This window comes from Acinetobacter johnsonii (assembly GCF_048551975.1).
Lineage (GTDB): Bacteria > Pseudomonadota > Gammaproteobacteria > Pseudomonadales > Moraxellaceae > Acinetobacter > Acinetobacter johnsonii_A.
Map to the genome: position 1 here is coordinate 14,209 of NZ_JBIMCF010000016.1, position 16,914 is coordinate 31,122.

Here is a 16,914-nt window from a genome sequence, read left to right on the forward strand (position 1 = left end):
TTCGACCAGAGATCTGATCGCTTAAACACGTTGATTCGCTAGGACGCCTCTTATGCAAACGCTTATTTCCAACATTTCAAATCGTTTACGCCAAGTTTATCAAAAGGCGGAAGGATTTATTGAGGATGAGCGCGAGTTTCCAATGTCTCAAGTCTTTTTAAATGCCACTTTTCAACGTTTTGTGACCGACAACGTGAGAATGTTGAAAGACTTGCATGCCGACTTACATGATGATTGGTTACGTTTATACGCCACGCTCGACTATAACGGACTCAAACTCACGCTTTCGGTAGATTTGAAACTGGCACAAATGGAGTTAAATAAAAAAACGCAGTTGATCGTATTTGAGCAAATCAGTGACACCAGTGTGCTGGATGCTGAATACCCAACGGTATTTCATAAAATGGGGGTGCGCTGTGCTCTATTCTTTTATCAAAAAGTCCTGAATCAAGACCCCTTAGGCATGATTTTAGAAAAACTGAATGTGATTAAAGTCAAAGATGATTTGTTACATTTGGATCTGAATCGCTGGTTAGGAAAAAATCGTTCTATTATCGATACCTTAGGTAAAGTCCACGTCAATCATGCCGTATTGCGTGAAGCAGAATTGGTGGTGATCGGTAATGTCAACTTAACGGCATTGTTCAATAAGTTTTCGCAAACCTCGATCGATGACTTGATTGAACCTAATCTAGACGAAAGCACAGTCTCGCCAATTCGACAAAAATAACTCGGGATGCTGCGACTAAAATGTGACTTAAGGTGGGTAAAAGAAACATAAAACTACAGTTTGCCCTATGTTTCGAATTTTTTCTTCATAATCAACGTGCATAATATTTCTATGCAAAAAATTTGTGGCTACAACTGAATAGGAAACTTTTTCTTATGGCTAAATCAATGTTGAAAACAGTCGCAATGGCAACAGGTGTCAGCACCTTGCTCTTTGTCGGTTTCTCAAATCAAACCTTTGCCATGAGTCCATTCCAAGCCAGTTATCAGTTTAACTATAATGGCAAAAACATGGGCTCAGCGACACGTACGTTATCGAAATCGGGCAATAACTGGAACTATGTCTTTGCAGCCAAAGCGGGTGGTATCGCCTCTGCGACCGAAAGCAGTCGCTTTAGTTTCAATGGTAAGCAAATTCAGTCCAGCAGTTTTAGTCGTAGTAGTAAAATTTTGGTGCATAACAACACCATGAGTATTAACTTCAATCCAGCAGCAAAAACTATTAATACCAAGAAAGACAAAGAAGCGCGTTCTTTCGCTTGGAAAGCAGGCGTACTGGATGAACTGAATGCTGAATTACAACTTCGTGAAGACATCAAAAACGGCGGTTTAAAATCGACTTATTATTTGGCCGATGCCAAAGAAGTGGAAGCACGTAAATTTGTGAAGCAAGGTTCTGAGTCAATTAAAACCGATTACGGCACCTTTGACACCATTAAAGTGGTCATGAAACATGACAAACCTGGCCGTGAAACCATTTTCTGGTTAGCACCTAAATTAGACTACCTTCCAGTCAAAGTCAGCCATGTGGATAAGAAAACATCCTATGGATTGCTATTAACGGGTTATAAAGGTGCAAGCAATTAGTCATTTTGACGAATTTTACTTGCATTTTTTCAGGTGCTTCCTAAAATACGCTTTTGCTTGAAAAAGCACCTGCCCCTAGAGGATTCTCCCGTGTACGCACTAGAACAGAAAATCTTAAGCGAAGGTATCGTTCTATCTGATGAAGTTCTGAAAGTTGATGCTTTCTTAAACCACCAAATTGATCCGGTTATGATGCAATTAATCGGTAAAGAATTTGCTGCTCGTTTTAAAGATGCAGGCATCACTAAAATCATCACGATTGAAGCATCAGGTATCGCACCTGCAATCATGGCAGGTTTAGAACTGGGCGTGCCCGTTATTTTTGCGCGTAAGTACCAATCTTTAACCTTAAAAGATGACCTTTACCGCTCAAAAGTCTTTTCGTTTACCAAACAAACGGAAAGCACGATTGCGATTTCAAATAAGCACATCAGCTCAGCAGACAAAGCCCTCGTGATTGATGACTTCTTGGCCAATGGTCAAGCGGCATTGGGTCTGATTGACTTAATTCACCAAGCGAAAGCAGAAGTTGTAGGTGTCGGTATTGTGATTGAAAAATCATTCCAACCCGGTCGTGACATTTTGCTTGAAAAAGGCTACCGCGTTGAATCTTTGGCACGCGTAAAATCATTAGCAAATGGCACTGTTGAATTTGTTCGTGACTAATCACGGCGTTTAACTTCAAAAAAGAGCACTTCAGGTGCTCTTTTTTTGTCACTCAGATAACCCGCGGATCATCCACATGTAAATGTCACAGTAGGTTATTTTTAATTTAATTACACATTCAAGTTGGAGAAATGCGATTTATATAGCATGATCAAATCTAAAAGGTAATGTCCACTTTCTAAGAGCAAAACAAACAAAGACTAGATTGGATACTATTTTATAGAGATACCGATTTGAATGATAAACAAGAATCAATTAACTCAACGATCATTTACCACAAGCCAATTATCTGGCTTTGATGGCGCGCACTCCATCCAACTCCCTGTAGACTTCATTCACGACTTGAGTAAAGCAGCCTCCTTGCAAGCTGTTTTAGATACCATTGCTTACTGGATTTCTCACATGTTTGATGCGGATCGGGCCAGTATTACCCTGCAAGATACTGAAGAATATCTCAAGCTGTATTCGATCTCAGGCAATCATGCAATTCCGATTGAGCAGACTTTTGTCGGACGAGTCTTTGCTCAGTCTCAACTGATCATTTGCGATGACCTCGCTCAGTCGGATGAGCTGGATTGTAAAATGCTTTCCGAGCATGGCATGGGCACCTGTATGGATGCGCCTATGATTCACAATGGCGTGTGTATTGGCACCTTAAATGTGGCAGATCAGCGTAAACATCACTACACCCTACAACAAGTGATTCTTTTATAGAGCCTCGCTACATGGTTAGCTTTAAATATTAAACTGCATTTACAAGCGCAAGGAATGGCGGTCTTAACATCTACAGATGAACTCACAGCAACCTTTAATCGTCGAGTATTTCTGCAAGAAAGTAATCAAACCATGCAGCACTTCATCCATACTCGCGTGCCATTTACGATAGGTATCTTAGATATTGATCACTTTAAACAGCTGAATGACTGTTATGGGCATACCGCAGGTGACCATGTGCTGAAAAAGATGACTAAAAAAATCCGCAGCGTACTGCGTGACCAAGACTTTTTATCCCGTATTGGTGGGGAGGAATTTGCGATAATTTTACCCGCCTGCTTGGGTGATGAAGCGATGCGGGTCTTTAAACCCATTTGTTCAACGATTGAAGCCATGGAAGTGCATTATGAGCAAGAAGTGCTGTGTTTCACGGTCAGTATAGGGGTTGCTGAAATCGGCAAACATGATGCAGATGCAGAAGATGTCTTTAAACGCGCAGATAAAGCATTGTACTGTGCCAAACAAGCTATAAGAAACCCAATTCACTTTGCCAACTAAACCATATTTAAAAACTCAGCATAAAGTACTCAAGAAAATTACAAGTTTAATAAATATTATTGCTGCAAGTTCAACTAAGATTTACTCTAGATTCAGTTGTTTAGATCTGTCAAATTCAAGCGCAAAACTCGGTTGTTCTGCGCAACGTATCATCCACACCGTAAAACGGCTGCCAGCTTCAATCACTGGTCACCCGAATAGGCCAATAAACTATGGAAAATACAATTCTCTGCCCAAAATGTGGCTCTAGTGAGGTTGAAAAACGCAATCACGAGCAACAACTGACTAAAATTGGGGGCGTATTGCTCAGTTCTGCAGGTGCAACTGCTGGTACTGTCGGTGGTGCAGCATCTGGAGCCTCTATTGGCGCAGCGATCGGTGCAGTGGCTGGACCTCTTGGGGTGATTATGGGTGGCACCATTGGCACCTTTGTGGGTGCGGTCAGTATTGGTGTGACAGGTGGTTTTTTAGGACATCGTTTTGGTAAAAAAGCGGGTGTCATTGTCGATAAAAATGTATTTCTTGACTATAAATGTCTTAAGTGTGGTACAAAGTTCAAAGAACAGCATCTGACGCCAGCCCAATAATAAAAAGCCCATCATGGATGGGCTTTTTTCATGTCTCAATGACTAGGCCTGTAATTTCTTCACAACTTCCCCAAGACGCTTACCTTGAGCTTCGCACAGCACTTTTTCATCTTGGCTTAAGCTCTGATCATGTCGAGGCCCGCTGACATGGCTCGCACCATACGGTGTTCCACCTGTCTTCGTATGTGACAATGCGGGACTGGCATTGTTCAACCCTAAAATCATCATGCCATGATGAAACAATGGTGGCAGCATGGTCAATAGTGTACTTTCTTGACCGCCATGCATCGAACCTGACGAGGTAAACACACAAGCCGGCTTGCCATGCAAAGCTCCATTGAGCCAAAGACTGGTGGTTTGATCAAGAAAATATTTCATTTCAGAAGCCATGTTGCCAAAGCGGGTTGGTGAACCTAGCGCCAAACCAGCACAGTTTGCCAAGTCCTCTAAACTACAATAAATATCGCCTTCTGCAGGAATACTCGACTCTGCTTCCTTCACCACAGCCGCAATATTTGGCACCGTTCGAATTTTAACTGCAACACCACTGGCTTCAATTCCATTTGCAATCAGATGCGCCATTTCACGGGTACTGCCGTATTTGCTGTAATATAAAACTAAAACATAGGTTTGCATGAATAGAGTTCGGTGACAGAAAAAATAAAACTATACGGTATTTTTCCTACTTTTTGGTTAAGCTTATGGTGAAAAATGTAGAAAAGATGAAGAAAACAAGAGAGATACTTTGCCTATGTTAGAACAGTACTTAAGAAAACTTCCTTTCTATGAGAAAACTTGGTTTCAGTTCATTTTATTTGTACTGCGCCGCTTTGAGGCCGATCGATGTCGTGAACAAGCCGGTTCACTAACCTATACGACCCTGTTTGCCGTCGTTCCGATGCTGACCGTTTTTTTGGTGATCATTTCCTCAATCAAAGCGCTTGAGCCTGCACGGCAGCAATTACAACAACTGATCTATAGTAATTTTTTACCGAAAACCACGATCGCTTTTGATAAGGCCTTAAATGCGTTTACCGATAAATCCAGTAATTTAACCATTATTGGGATCTTATTTTTATTCGTCACTACCGTCATGATGCTAACCAGCATTGAAAAAGTCTTTAACCGTATTTGGCGAGTCCGCGAAACTCGCGGCGGCATTATTGGCTTTATGCGCTATTGGACCATTATTTCTTTGGGCCCTATTCTACTCGGTAGTGCCTTTGTTATTTCGTCGACGATGGCTTCCCTCAATGTTTTGAGCAATAATTTTGCAGGCTATGAACTCAATGGCGCATTTGTCCTGTGGTTGATTTCTTTCTGTCTAACGGTTTTAGGATTTTTTATCCTGAATTGGACTATTCCAAACCGAAGTGTCCCAATTAAATCTGCTTTGATTGCAGGCTTATTTAGTGCTGTAGTGTTTGAACTCCTGAAAAATTTGTTCGGCTTTATCATGTCAAACTTCACCAGTTATGAAGTCGTTTATGGTGCCTTTGCTGCGATTCCTATTTTCTTATTATGGATTTTTTTGTCGTGGAATATTGTCCTGATTGGCGTTGAAATCAGCTACGCGCTCACCGCATTTACTTCCCAGAAAGAGCAAAAACGGCACCCTGTCATTATGCTACTAGATTTGCTGGAGCTGTTTTATAAAAAGCAACAGCAAGGACTCAGTGTCTCTGATGATGAAGCTTTGGATGTTTTAGGAAGAGATGAATTGGGCCGTTGGCCGAGTTACGTGTTTATGCTTGAACAGCAAAACTTAGTCAAACGTACTGATGACAACCAATTTGTACTAGTACGTAATTTATCTCAAGTCGATTTTTGGAGTTTTTACAGCAGACTTCCTTACCCTTTACCAAAGCGTAAAGATTTGGGTAATGTGCATCCTGATGATGTCTGGATACAGAAAATTGGCCCAGCGTTAGTTGAGTCGGATGATTACTTGGCGGCCAAACTCGCCATTCCGCTGTCTACAATTTTTGATGATAAATCTTAAGACTTCATATAAAAAACGTGTCCAAGACACGTTTTTTATATGTTGAATCAAAACAATCTAAGTTCAACCTTCACCTTGAATTTAAGACAGATTCAAGCCGACTCAGTATTTACTGCAAAGCCATTTTAAAGGCCTGTATATACTGCTTAATTTTGTGATGCAAACTTACCACCATCACACCCATCAACACAAAGCATGTTCCCACCAAAAAGTTGAGTTCCAGCTGCTCATTGAGTAATACCACACCAAAACACATGTCGAAGATAGGAGTTAAAAAAGAAAAGACTCCCAACTGGGATGCCAAATATTTTTTCAACAGCCAAAACCAAATCAGATAACTGGCAAATGACACGACAACGGTATGGAAAAGTAAACTTGTAAGGGATAATACAGACCAGTGAATCGTCGCCTGTCCCATAAAAAAAGCCACAGGCAATAACACTAAAAATGCGATAAAGAGCTGATAAAACAAAGTTTGGGTGGCAGGTGCTTCTGCTAGTTTCGTCAGCCGCACTGCAATAGTTGTGGCTGCCCATAATACCCCTGCCAAAAGTGCTAAAGCATCGCCCCAAAGTGCCGAACTCGCAGCCACTTGTGAAGCTGCAGGACGAAATAAAAATGCAATCACAATCCCGAAAAATGCACATGCAATGCCCAACCACTGGATAAGCGATAAACGTTCAGAGGGTAATTTCCATTGCAGACCCAATGCGACAAAAATAGGTGCGGTATACAGCAAAACTACGGTATGCGCCGCGGAGGTAAAACGTAAAGCTTGCGCGACCAGAAAAAATTCAGCTGCAAATAAAAGCCCGACTAAAACTCCTGCGGGTAAGTAGTCTCGCCCCCATAAAGATGTGCCCTTTGCCCGCTTGATCATGGGGTAAACCATCAACGCAGATAAACCTGAGCGAAGTGCAATTTGCATCACTGCAGAAATATCGGGGGCAGCAAGCTTTAACACCACTTGTTGTAATCCCCACAAAATACACAGCCCAAACATAATCCCTGAGGCCTTACTGTCTAGCGCTTGACGACTACTCACGACCTGCTCCACTGAAAAAGATCAAAGCTCACTATAGATTTGTCTGAAATAAAACATATAATTTAAAACAGACAAGAGATCTTCTTATTCAGGCAATTTCAGCCATACCCCAACGACAACAAAAAAAGAGCGCGCCACTCAAACAATTACCGACCAATGATGATATTGATAAATTATTGTGGATCAGCTTTCGCGAAGACCCCGCGCAATCGGTTTATCCTGTGCATGGACATGCATGGGGCGAATTTGTATATGCCTTTAATGGCGTGATGGAAGTGAATATTAACCAGATTGACTACCTTACCCCGCCACCTTATGGCATTTGGCTTCCACCCAATGTAGCCCATAGCAGCTTAAATCGTACCGATGTTTCGCATGGCACCTTGTATATCCATGAAAGCTTATGCACTCATCTGCCTCAACAGGCAGGTATTATGCTCAGCTCACCTTTGGTCTCGGCACTCTTTAAGCATTTGAGACAACACAGCCTGCCCGATGATGCACCTGAACACATGCGCTTACTCTATGTCTTGCTTGACCAACTACATCATGCAGAATTGGTTAGCAGCTATTTACCGCACTCTGAACACCCGACCCTAAAAAGCATTTTAGATTTTTTACATCTATATCCTGCGGACAACAGTTCTTTGCAACAACTGGCAGTACAGCACAATATGACTGAACGCACACTGGCACGTTATAGTCAAAAAGAACTTGGCATGTCTTTGAATGAATGGCGACAGCGCTTAAAAGTCATGAAAGCCATGAGCATGCTGACAGAGGGAAAAAAGGTCGAAAGTATCGCGCTGGATTTGGGCTATGCCAATGCATCGGCCTTTATTAATATGTTTAAACGCTGGATGGTATATACCCCCGATCAATTCCGCAAACTGTACCATAGTCATCAACAGCGCTAAAAAAAGATCACCGAAGTGACCTTATGAATGATGGGGTTTGAAAGCCTGTAAATTAAGCTTGAACAAAAGTATTCCAAGAATAGTCTTGGTTTTTACCTTTTAGAGTCATTTTCAACTGCTCACCCGCCTGTAGTGCAGCCACCCCAGCAGGTGTGCCTGTCATGACCACATCGCCTGCTTCCAAAGTAAAGACTTGGCTAATGTCAGCCAGTAAGGTGCCAATATCAAAAATTAAGTGTGCAGTGTTGCCCGCTTGGCGGAGCTCATCATTAACATGAAAACTGTAGTGCACATCATCCCAGTCTTGTACCACATCGGAAACAGCAACCCAGTCTGCCAGTACACACGAACCATCAAAGGCTTTGGCACGTTCCCAAGGCTGGCCTTTGGTTTTCAAGTCATCTTGTAAGTCACGTAAGGTTAAGTCCAAACCTAAAGTCACAGCCCCTACTGCTTGCAGGGCTTGAGCTGGCTCGGTTGCTTTGCTTAGGCGATGGTCAATGCGTAAAACCAGTTCACATTCATAATGGCAGCTGCCCCATGCAGGATTCCAAGAGATGCCCGCATCTAAACTAAGCAAACTGCTCGGTGGTTTAATAAATAAAACCGGACGATCAGGAATCGCATTGCCTAATTCTTTGGCATGGTCTGCATAACTACGACCAACACAGACAATTTTAGATGGACGTGTACTCATGATCTTCCTCTGATTTTTTGATGGTGTTATGGAGCAAAATGCTTATTTTTTGAAAGTATTTTCAAATTTTGCTTGATCCGCACTATCGGCCAAAGCACGCTTAGGCACAATCACCACAGTACGGTTTTTCAGCTCAAGCATATAGGTCAGCTTGCCACTGGCAAACTTTTGCACTTCATTATAATGGACCACTTGCTTACGACCATTGGCATAAATTTCCGCATAATCTTGGTATAAGTCGATGCCTTGCTCACTTTTACCAAACTGATATTTCACAAATTGGCGCTTAAACATCATCGGCAGAAACCAATAACGCATGAGAATTTGTAAAACCAAGAAGAATACACCCAATGCCACATAGTAGCGACCGACGCCTGAAAAGCCGAGCATAAAGCCCCACACAATAATCCCGACACTAATCAACGGCGTGATAAAACGCGTCATTTGCTTTTTACCAAAGGTTGCTAAGGCAAAACCATCTTGGGACTCTTCTAAAGTGAGGAAATAACGTGTCGATAATGCAGGCTTGTTCTCTGACATAGGGTCATATCAAATAGCTAAAAATATTGTGCTCAATACTACAACACAATCGGTCATTTTTTTAGGACTTTAGCAGATCGATGTTGATTAGCGGCGATCCACTTAAGCCGAGGCCATACTGATATCAGAACCGCATGATAAAACTGAGATGCAATAAACAACTGAATAACTACGGCATAAAATCCATCCATGCTATGGATTTCTACCGAACAAAACGTGCAGGCACAAAAAAACCGCAACATGTGCGGTTGATTGTTCAAGTTGGTGCGCTCAGAGAGATTCGAACTCCCGACCCCTTAGTTCGTAGCCAAGTGCTCTATCCAGCTGAGCTATGAGCGCGACGTCTTGATGGGGTGAATTATACGTGAATCTTATTTTTTGTTAAGTCTTATTTTCATAAAAGCCGATCAACTGCCCAGTTATTAAGCATAGTGGGTATAAAACGCTGCATAAACCAACAGATTGAGCACTCCATACGAACATCGCTGGGGAATCACGCAAGAGTAGCGCTTTATTTATATCGAATCTTTCTTGAGGAATCACTTTCTCAAGCGAAGCACTTCATTTTTTACAGACACAAAAAAACCGCAACATGTGCGGTTGATTGTTCAAGTTGGTGCGCTCAGAGAGATTCGAACTCCCGACCCCTTAGTTCGTAGCCAAGTGCTCTATCCAGCTGAGCTATGAGCGCATTACTTGTGTGCCAATTTAGGCGATACGTTACATGCAGTTTACTTATTGGTGCGCTCAGAGAGATTCGAACTCCCGACCCCTTAGTTCGTAGCCAAGTGCTCTATCCAGCTGAGCTATGAGCGCGACATAAGTAAAGTTGGCGGTGAGAGAGGGATTCGAACCCTCGGTACAGTTACCCGTACGCATCCTTAGCAGGGATGTGGTTTCAGCCACTCACCCATCTCACCGTAACGTGCGGCCATAATACAAACTTCATGCTAGCACTGCAAGCACAGACACTCAATTTTTTGCATATTTCTGTTCAATTAAATACTTTTTAAACAATTTAGAGCGGATTCAGCCGAATTTATTCTTTTCTCTACATCTGCATATTGACTAAAACAGCAAATATTCTAAATTGCCGACATAAAACACAATATTGCAATCATTTGCGTGCAGTCTGTCTTCGCATGACTTATGCTAATCCTATCTACTGACATACAGCCAAAGATATTATGAAAAATTGGGTCGATCCTGAAGCAAAAGCTGAAGCTGAACGTTATGACAACCCTATTCCGAGCCGCACGCTCATTTTAGAAACCATCGAAGAAAAAAAGACGGCTTTATCGCATGCGGACTTGGTCGAAATTTTTAACATTGCAGATCAAAAAAGCATTGAAGCGCTCAGCCATCGCTTAATTGCCATGGTTCGTGATGGCCAACTGATGAAAGATGGCTTCAAGTTTCAAATTGCCGAAGAGCAACCTGAACATGAAGCAACGGTTTACATCAACAGTAAAGGCTTTGGCACGGCGAATATTGCAGGTCATGAAGACTTACTTTTGCCTGAACGTGAACTACGCCAAGTCTTTAATGGTGACCGTGTTAAAGTGCGTCAAACCTCAGTGGACCGCAAAGGTAAAGCTTGGGGCTTTATTACCGAGGTAGTGCAACACCGTGTGAAGCAAATCATTGGTAAAGTATCAATACATGATGGTGAATACTTTATTCAGCCAGCAAATCCGAATGCGCACCAACCGATTACTTTAGAAAAAGAGTTAATCGAACACGCACAAGTCAAAGTGGGCGATTCGGTTCGTGTCGCAATTGATGACTACCCAACCAAAGATGAGTTCGCGACAGGTCATATTGTGCAATCGATGGCAGACAAGGCCGACACTGAAATTATTATTCCGCAAACCATTTTAGAGTTTGGTTTGCCGTATGAGTTTCCAGAAGAAGTCATTAAAGAAGCAGAAAACTTTAAAGAGCCTTCAGCGCAAGACCGTGAAGGTCGTATTGACCTACGTGATTTAGCCTTAGTCACTATTGATGGTGAAGATGCACGCGACTTCGATGACGCGGTATATGCGGAAAAACGTCCGGGTGGTGGTTATCGTGTTGTGGTAGCCATTGCAGATGTGAGTCACTATGTCCGTTCAGGCAAACCACTGGATGATGAAGCTCAAGAACGTGGTACATCGGTGTATTTTCCGCACTTTGTTTTACCGATGTTGCCTGAAGCTCTTTCGAATGGCTTATGTTCACTCAATCCGCATGTGGACCGCCTATGTATGGTCTGTGATTTAAACCTGTCACGTGCCGGTCGCGTCACCAAGTTTGAGTTCTATCCATCAGTCATGCATTCAAAGGCACGTTTAACCTATACCAACGTTTCTCAATACTTTGAAGGTGACAGCAGTGCCATCCCAGAAGACCGTGATGTACGCAAATCCTTAAATACCCTGTTCCAACTCTATCAAGTCCTCAAAGGTTTACGTGCTGAACGTCATGCCATGGAATTTGAAACTGTTGAAACTTACATGACATTTGATGAGTTGGGCGGCATTAAGGAAATTTTACCGCGTACGCGTAATGATGCGCACAAACTGATTGAAGAATGTATGTTGTTGGCAAACGTGGCAGCGGCTGAATATGCGCTACAACATGATGTGCCAATGTTATACCGTATTCATGAACCACCTGAATTTTCACGTATTCAAAAAGTACGCGACTTTGTCAAACTGCTCGGTCTACCGTTCCCAGAACAGCCGACTCAGAAAGACTACCAAGCCGTGATTGATGCAACCAAAGACCGTATTGATGCTCCAAGTATCCATGCCGTGCTGTTACGTTCGATGATGCAAGCCTACTATGGTGCGAATAACGCGGGTCACTTTGGTTTGGCATATGAAGCTTATACGCACTTCACCTCTCCAATTCGTCGCTACCCAGACTTGTTACTTCACCGTGCCATCAAAGCACAATTGAAGAAAAAGCCTTACCCAATTTCTGGTGCTTCGCTGGATGATGCAGGTGAACACTTCTCTGCGACCGAGCGCCGTGCAGATGAAGCTTCTCGTTCTGTCACTACATGGTTGAAGTGCCATTACATGCAGCAGCATTTAGGTGAAGAGTTTGTCGGCATCATTTCTGCAGTGGCAGAATTTGGCCTGTTTGTGACACTTAAAGACTTATATGTTGACGGTATGATCCATGTCAGCCAACTGGGCGATGACTACTTTGTCTATGACCAACCAAGTCAGAGCTTGATTGGACAGACACGCGGTCAAAGCTTTAGCTTGGGCGATGAAGTAAAAATCAAAGTTGCAGCAGTTAATTTAGAAGACCGTAAAATTGATTTTGAATTATTGCAACAACTCTCACATGGTGGTCGGCCTATACGTAGTCGAGCGCCCCGTGTTGGCAAAGCCAAAACAGCACGAAGCGAAAGTAAAGAAGAAGTCTTTAGCGAGTCGACAAACGCCTCTCCCAGTAACAGCGGAGACCAGCCCATACGACGCAAAAAAGATAAATCCCAACCTAGCTCCTACAGCAAAAAGCCTGGTAAAAAATCTTCATCAAAGTCTGAAACAAAGGTTAAAGATAAAGTGAAGAAAAAGTCGAAACCTAAAAAGAAAAAATCAAATGCAAAAGCGAAAACTGAGTAAATGATGTAAAAGGTGCTAGGGCTTAATGTTCTAGCACCTTTTTTCATAGGACCAACATGAACTTTTTGCGTTTATTTTTAAGCAAACCTATCAGCCAATACCATCCCCTGCTTTATTTCATGGCCACGCGTAGCCGACGTATGATGCGCTATTGGCAGTGGAAAACAGATGGGAAAGACTATGCCCATTCATTTTCTGACGTCCCTTTGGCTTTTCGCGTCAAAAAGCATCAGTCCGTTCTGATTCGTAAATTAGGCGACAGCGATCAACACTGGCAACACAATAAAGTCATCAATCTCAAAATTGCCAGTCCGTGTATTTCCGGGATTTTAATCCACCCACAACAGACTTTTTCTTTTTGTCAGTTGGTGGGACAACCAACAACTCAAAAAGGCTATGTAGAGGGAATGGAACTCAGCTTTGGTCAAGCACGCGGTGGTATTGGTGGTGGTATATGCCAAATTGCCAATCTCATTCACTGGCTTGTCTTACATAGTCCATTGCAAGTGGTACAACGTTCACAGCATTCCTTTGACCCTTTTCCAGATCATGGTCGTGTACTTCCATTTGGTAGTGGCGCTGCAATTTTTTATAACTATATTGATTATCAATTTTACAACCCCACTCCACATAGCTTTCAAATTCAGCTTTGGTTTAGTGAGAAATGCCTAGAAGGTGAACTGCGTTGCTCAGTCGATTTAGGCTATGTCTATCATGTATTTGAACAACAGCATATCTTCCTTAAAATCGGGACGGATTACTACCGACAAAATGAAATTTGGCGACACCGTAAAGAAAAATATAAAAGCGGTGAAATCTTAGCAACTGAATGTATGACCCGTAACTTTGCCAAAGTGCTTTATCAGCCCTCACACATTGACCAGCACTACCCATCATGGGCTGAATTTCAAGCAGCGCAAAATATCAAAACCAATTAAAACTTGATTTCCCACAGTATCACCCTTACATCTAGTGATAACTGAACATTTAATTTGGCTTAAACGCATGACATTAGAAAAAGCAACCTTGCCTGTTCCACAGTTTGATCAAATCACCTTAGTACAACTCCAACAGCAGATCGAACAAGCCATTCAACAGGGTCAAAGTTTTTTAAAAGACCTGAGCGAAGTCCCTAAATCGATTCAGGCACAGCTTGCGGTCTTAGAACAAGTTGATCATTTAGAAAATAATATGAGTGAAGCATGGGGCGTGCTGTCCCACCTCAATGCCGTGATGAACAATGCTGAAACTCGTGAGGTGTACCAGTCACTATTACCAAGCTTAAGTGAATACTATACCGAGTTAGGTCAACACACAGCGCTGTATCAAACCTATCAACACATTCATGATGCTGCGCAGTTTGATCACCTCCCTGAAGCCCAACAAAGTGCGATTAAACTTGCACTGCGCGACTTCAAACTATCGGGTGTGGCTTTAGAAGGTGAAGCCAAAAAACGTTATGCAGAAATCTCCGCACGCTTATCACAACTATCGTCTGAGTTTTCCAACCATGTCCTGGATGCAACCCAAGCCTATTTCAAACCTTTAGCGGAACACGAACTGGCAGGCTTACCCCAAAGCAGTGTTGAGCTGTTAAAACAATATGGTCAGCAGCGCGAACTGGATCAACCCGTTGCCACTTTAGACTTTCCATCGTACTTGGCGATTATGACCTACGCGGAAAACCGTCCTTTACGCGAAGAACTGTATCGTGCATATACCACACGTGCATCTGATCAGTCTGAACACGCTGAATTTGATAACACCGCGGCGATGGAAGAAATTTTAAGCCTGCGTCAGGAAATGGCTGCACTGTTAGGTTTCAACAACTACGCCGAGCTTTCATTGGCCAGCAAAATGGCGCCAAATGTAGCAACAGTGGATCAATTCTTACGTGATTTAGCTGAACATTCACGTGCCCCTGCGCTCAAAGAAGTGGCGGAGCTGAAAGCTATTGCTGCTGAAGATGGCATTGAGGATTTAAAACCGTGGGACAGCACGTATTATTCGGAAAAACTGAAAGTCCAACAGTTCAATTTATCTCAAGAAGCACTCAAGCCCTACTTCCCTGCACCCAAGATTTTGCAGGGCTTATTTAGCATTGTGAATCGCCTTTATGGGATTCAAATTGTGGAGCGTGAAGCCCCTGTTTGGCACTCAGATGCACGTTATTTTGAACTAGAAGATCAAGGCGAAGTGGTCGGTGGATTCTACTTTGACCTCTATGCACGTCAGGGCAAGCGTGGCGGCGCATGGATGAGTGGTTTCCGCTCTCGCACCCAAACAACGCACGGCCTACAAAAACCGATTTGCTATATGGTGTGTAACTTTACACCACCTGTGGGGGATCAAGCAGCGCTGCTGACCCATGATGAAGTGATTACCTTGTTCCATGAATTTGGACATGGTTTACATCATATGTTGACAGAAGTTGATAATATTGCGGTTGCGGGGACACACGGTGTGGCATGGGATGCGGTAGAGTTACCAAGCCAATTCATGGAGTTTTGGGCATGGGATACTGAAAGCTTAGACCTGCTCAGTGCACATATTGACACCCAAGAAACCTTACCACAAAGTCTACTGAAAGCCTTGCTGGATGCGCGTTTCTTCCAGTCTGGCATGCAAAGCCTACGTCAAATTGAGTTTGCCCTGTTTGACCTCAGCATTCATAAAGCAACCCCTGCTTTGAAAGCGGATCAAATCCAAGCCACCTTAAATGAGATCCGTGCAAAATACGCTGTTTTAGAGACCACGCCTGATAACCGATTCCAACATAGCTTCAGCCATATTTTCGCAGGGGGCTATGCAGCAGGTTATTATTCTTATAAATGGGCGGAAGTTTTGGCCAGTGATGCCTTCGATCGCTTCGAAAATGAAGGGATTTTTAATACTGCCACTGGAAAAGAATTTCGCCAGTTTATTCTAGCAGTTGGCGGAAAAGATACAGCGCTTGATGCATTTATCAATTTCCGTGGACGCGAGCCAAAAATAGATGCTTTACTTCGTCATCAAGGTTGGACGAACCGCTAAAAAAGTGAGTAAACTAGGCGCCTAAATTGTTCAGAAGGTAAGTCTAATGACTATTAAACGTCGTTTCATTGCAGGTGCAAAATGTCCTAAATGTCAGGCGATGGATCGAGTTGTTATGCTTACCTCGAATGACGATGAATGGATTGAATGTATCGACTGTGGTTATTCTGAGAATCGTCCAACTCATGTAGACGAGCCTCAGATCCCCGCTATCCCTGACGAGGTTGGGGTCATTCAATTTAAACCACGTCAATCCAAAGAATAAAGGTTGAATCGAATGTCATCCGTACAACACAACAACCCTAAATTACTCTGGGGTATTACAGCAGGTTTAGTGGCAATCATTGCGATTTTCGCACTTTATCAGTGGTTGTTTGCTGCACAAGAGTCTACAGCAACACCGGTGCACCAAGCGGAGTTGATTCAGCCGACCGTGAAGACCCTTCCAGAAGCTGAAAAAGCAGCTTCGACCGCCATGGCAGACAACACTATTAAACTGGTTGAAGAAGAGATTTTAAAAGCACCTGTACCTGAAAATGCCTCACTTGCCAAAGAAGAAGTGGCAAAACTGGACGATATTCAAAGTCAGTTAAAGGAACAGGAAAAGAGTTTGCAAGCACAGCATAAAGATGCCGATGAACTGGTAAAGCTCAAAGAAGAACAAATTAAACTGTTAGAAGCACAATTGGCTGCACAGTAAAATGCAGTTGTTATTTTTAAAGACGTTAGCCTATCGACTGATACGCTAACGTATTTTTTTGCCCTGCTGCTTCACCTATAGTCAAACTACTTTATTATCCATACAGGATTCGAAAAAAACTCGAAATAATTCATCGAATGATTTGTATTGGTTTTATAATGATTTGATTATATCTTTTCAATCAGCACTAAGCCATTACATAACTCATCATCTCTTTTGAACTACCTCTAGTGATA

Annotated in this window: 17 protein-coding genes and 4 tRNA genes; 13 read left to right on the forward strand and 8 right to left on the reverse strand. The window is 42.7% G+C overall.

All coding sequences use genetic code 11. From position 1 onward, the window contains the following. Nucleotides 1-52: 52 nt before the first annotated feature. The 6 genes from ACG9ZB_RS11990 (at nt 53) to ACG9ZB_RS12015 (ending at nt 4,121) form a co-directional block, all read left to right on the forward strand. On the forward strand, nt 53-730 hold the full coding sequence (locus tag ACG9ZB_RS11990; RefSeq protein WP_004977854.1) for a hypothetical protein: 678 nt from the start codon (nt 53-55) through the stop codon (nt 728-730). 155 nt (nt 731-885) lie between these two features. Then, nucleotides 886-1,596 (forward strand): DUF3108 domain-containing protein, encoded by a 711-nt coding sequence (locus tag ACG9ZB_RS11995; protein WP_419325993.1) that lies wholly within the window; start codon nt 886-888, stop codon nt 1,594-1,596. A 90-nt stretch (nt 1,597-1,686) separates the two neighbouring features. Further along, on the forward strand, nt 1,687-2,262 hold the full coding sequence (locus ACG9ZB_RS12000; RefSeq protein WP_004691243.1) for a xanthine phosphoribosyltransferase: 576 nt from the start codon (nt 1,687-1,689) through the stop codon (nt 2,260-2,262). A gap of 237 nt (nt 2,263-2,499) precedes the next feature. Further along, nucleotides 2,500-2,976: a GAF domain-containing protein gene (locus tag ACG9ZB_RS12005; RefSeq protein WP_419325994.1), complete on the forward strand. Its 477-nt coding sequence runs from the start codon at nt 2,500-2,502 to the stop codon at nt 2,974-2,976. Nucleotides 2,977-3,030: 54 nt separating this feature from the next. Beyond that, a complete protein-coding gene (locus ACG9ZB_RS12010) occupies nt 3,031-3,534 on the forward strand; it encodes a GGDEF domain-containing protein (RefSeq protein WP_419325995.1) in 504 nt (167 codons plus the stop codon). 212 nt (nt 3,535-3,746) lie between these two features. After that, complete coding sequence (locus ACG9ZB_RS12015) at nt 3,747-4,121, forward strand: hypothetical protein (protein ID WP_419325996.1); 375 nt, start codon at nt 3,747-3,749, stop codon at nt 4,119-4,121. 42 nt (nt 4,122-4,163) lie between these two features. Here ACG9ZB_RS12015 and wrbA read toward each other — a convergent pair whose 3' ends face one another. Further along, nucleotides 4,164-4,757 carry an NAD(P)H:quinone oxidoreductase gene (gene wrbA / locus ACG9ZB_RS12020; RefSeq protein WP_125280240.1) on the reverse strand — a complete coding sequence of 198 codons (594 nt, stop codon included), beginning with the start codon at nt 4,755-4,757 and terminating at the stop codon, nt 4,164-4,166. Nucleotides 4,758-4,872: 115 nt separating this feature from the next. Here wrbA and ACG9ZB_RS12025 point away from each other — a divergent pair, with 115 nt between their 5' ends. Next, nucleotides 4,873-6,123 (forward strand): YihY family inner membrane protein, encoded by a 1,251-nt coding sequence (locus ACG9ZB_RS12025; protein ID WP_419326030.1) that lies wholly within the window; start codon nt 4,873-4,875, stop codon nt 6,121-6,123. Between the two features lie 109 nt (nt 6,124-6,232). Here ACG9ZB_RS12025 and ACG9ZB_RS12030 read toward each other — a convergent pair whose 3' ends face one another. Then, nucleotides 6,233-7,168, reverse strand: a complete 936-nt coding sequence (locus ACG9ZB_RS12030; RefSeq protein WP_419325997.1) for a DMT family transporter — start codon at nt 7,166-7,168, stop codon at nt 6,233-6,235. Between the two features lie 104 nt (nt 7,169-7,272). On the opposite strand from ACG9ZB_RS12030, the gene ACG9ZB_RS12035 reads away from it, so the two are divergent. Continuing rightward, a complete protein-coding gene (locus ACG9ZB_RS12035; RefSeq protein WP_419326031.1) occupies nt 7,273-8,085 on the forward strand; it encodes an AraC family transcriptional regulator in 813 nt (270 codons plus the stop codon). A 52-nt stretch (nt 8,086-8,137) separates the two neighbouring features. On the opposite strand, the gene ACG9ZB_RS12040 is transcribed toward ACG9ZB_RS12035, so the two are convergent. The 6 genes from ACG9ZB_RS12040 to ACG9ZB_RS12065 form a co-directional block, all read right to left on the reverse strand. Next, nucleotides 8,138-8,782: a fumarylacetoacetate hydrolase family protein gene (locus ACG9ZB_RS12040; RefSeq protein ID WP_419325998.1), complete on the reverse strand. Its 645-nt coding sequence runs from the start codon at nt 8,780-8,782 to the stop codon at nt 8,138-8,140. Between the two features lie 42 nt (nt 8,783-8,824). Next, nucleotides 8,825-9,322, reverse strand: a complete 498-nt coding sequence (locus ACG9ZB_RS12045) for a YcxB family protein (RefSeq protein WP_419325999.1) — start codon at nt 9,320-9,322, stop codon at nt 8,825-8,827. A gap of 262 nt (nt 9,323-9,584) precedes the next feature. Then, nucleotides 9,585-9,661: transfer RNA gene (locus ACG9ZB_RS12050), tRNA-Arg, on the reverse strand. A 275-nt stretch (nt 9,662-9,936) separates the two neighbouring features. Continuing rightward, a tRNA-Arg gene (locus ACG9ZB_RS12055) sits at nt 9,937-10,013 on the reverse strand. Nucleotides 10,014-10,061: 48 nt separating this feature from the next. Then, nucleotides 10,062-10,138 (reverse strand) — tRNA-Arg (locus ACG9ZB_RS12060). A 14-nt stretch (nt 10,139-10,152) separates the two neighbouring features. Beyond that, a tRNA-Ser gene (locus tag ACG9ZB_RS12065) sits at nt 10,153-10,242 on the reverse strand. Nucleotides 10,243-10,506: 264 nt separating this feature from the next. Here ACG9ZB_RS12065 and rnr point away from each other — a divergent pair. From rnr to ACG9ZB_RS12090, 5 genes are read left to right on the forward strand one after another with little or no spacing between them, the layout of a single operon-like run. After that, on the forward strand, nt 10,507-12,945 hold the full coding sequence (gene rnr / locus ACG9ZB_RS12070) for a ribonuclease R (RefSeq protein WP_419326033.1): 2,439 nt from the start codon (nt 10,507-10,509) through the stop codon (nt 12,943-12,945). A 56-nt stretch (nt 12,946-13,001) separates the two neighbouring features. Then, the gene (locus ACG9ZB_RS12075) at nt 13,002-13,883 is read left to right on the forward strand and encodes a VanW family protein (protein WP_419326000.1); all 882 of its coding nucleotides are present in this window, start codon (nt 13,002-13,004) and stop codon (nt 13,881-13,883) included. Between the two features lie 52 nt (nt 13,884-13,935). Further along, on the forward strand, nt 13,936-15,978 hold the full coding sequence (locus tag ACG9ZB_RS12080; RefSeq protein ID WP_419326034.1) for a M3 family metallopeptidase: 2,043 nt from the start codon (nt 13,936-13,938) through the stop codon (nt 15,976-15,978). A gap of 52 nt (nt 15,979-16,030) precedes the next feature. Continuing rightward, nucleotides 16,031-16,243, forward strand: a complete 213-nt coding sequence (locus tag ACG9ZB_RS12085) for a YheV family putative zinc ribbon protein (RefSeq protein ID WP_171054267.1) — start codon at nt 16,031-16,033, stop codon at nt 16,241-16,243. Nucleotides 16,244-16,255: 12 nt separating this feature from the next. Continuing rightward, nucleotides 16,256-16,678, forward strand: a complete 423-nt coding sequence (locus tag ACG9ZB_RS12090; protein WP_419326001.1) for a hypothetical protein — start codon at nt 16,256-16,258, stop codon at nt 16,676-16,678. Nucleotides 16,679-16,914 lie beyond the last annotated feature (236 nt).

Bases quoted from the DNA above. Each gene is read 5' to 3' on its own strand.
- ACG9ZB_RS12015 (WP_419325996.1), top strand. From the start codon at position 3,747: ATGGAAAATACAATTCTCTGCCCAAAATGTGGCTCTAGTGAGGTTGAA.
- wrbA (WP_125280240.1), bottom strand. From the start codon at position 4,757: ATGCAAACCTATGTTTTAGTTTTATATTACAGCAAATACGGCAGTACC.
- ACG9ZB_RS12045 (WP_419325999.1), bottom strand. From the start codon at position 9,322: ATGTCAGAGAACAAGCCTGCATTATCGACACGTTATTTCCTCACTTTA.
- ACG9ZB_RS12075 (WP_419326000.1), top strand. From the start codon at position 13,002: ATGAACTTTTTGCGTTTATTTTTAAGCAAACCTATCAGCCAATACCAT.
- ACG9ZB_RS12010 (WP_419325995.1), top strand. From the start codon at position 3,031: ATGGCGGTCTTAACATCTACAGATGAACTCACAGCAACCTTTAATCGT.
- ACG9ZB_RS12040 (WP_419325998.1), bottom strand. From the start codon at position 8,782: ATGAGTACACGTCCATCTAAAATTGTCTGTGTTGGTCGTAGTTATGCA.
- ACG9ZB_RS11995 (WP_419325993.1), top strand. From the start codon at position 886: ATGGCTAAATCAATGTTGAAAACAGTCGCAATGGCAACAGGTGTCAGC.
- ACG9ZB_RS12025 (WP_419326030.1), top strand. From the start codon at position 4,873: ATGTTAGAACAGTACTTAAGAAAACTTCCTTTCTATGAGAAAACTTGG.
- ACG9ZB_RS12005 (WP_419325994.1), top strand. From the start codon at position 2,500: ATGATAAACAAGAATCAATTAACTCAACGATCATTTACCACAAGCCAA.
- ACG9ZB_RS12090 (WP_419326001.1), top strand. From the start codon at position 16,256: ATGTCATCCGTACAACACAACAACCCTAAATTACTCTGGGGTATTACA.
- ACG9ZB_RS11990 (WP_004977854.1), top strand. From the start codon at position 53: ATGCAAACGCTTATTTCCAACATTTCAAATCGTTTACGCCAAGTTTAT.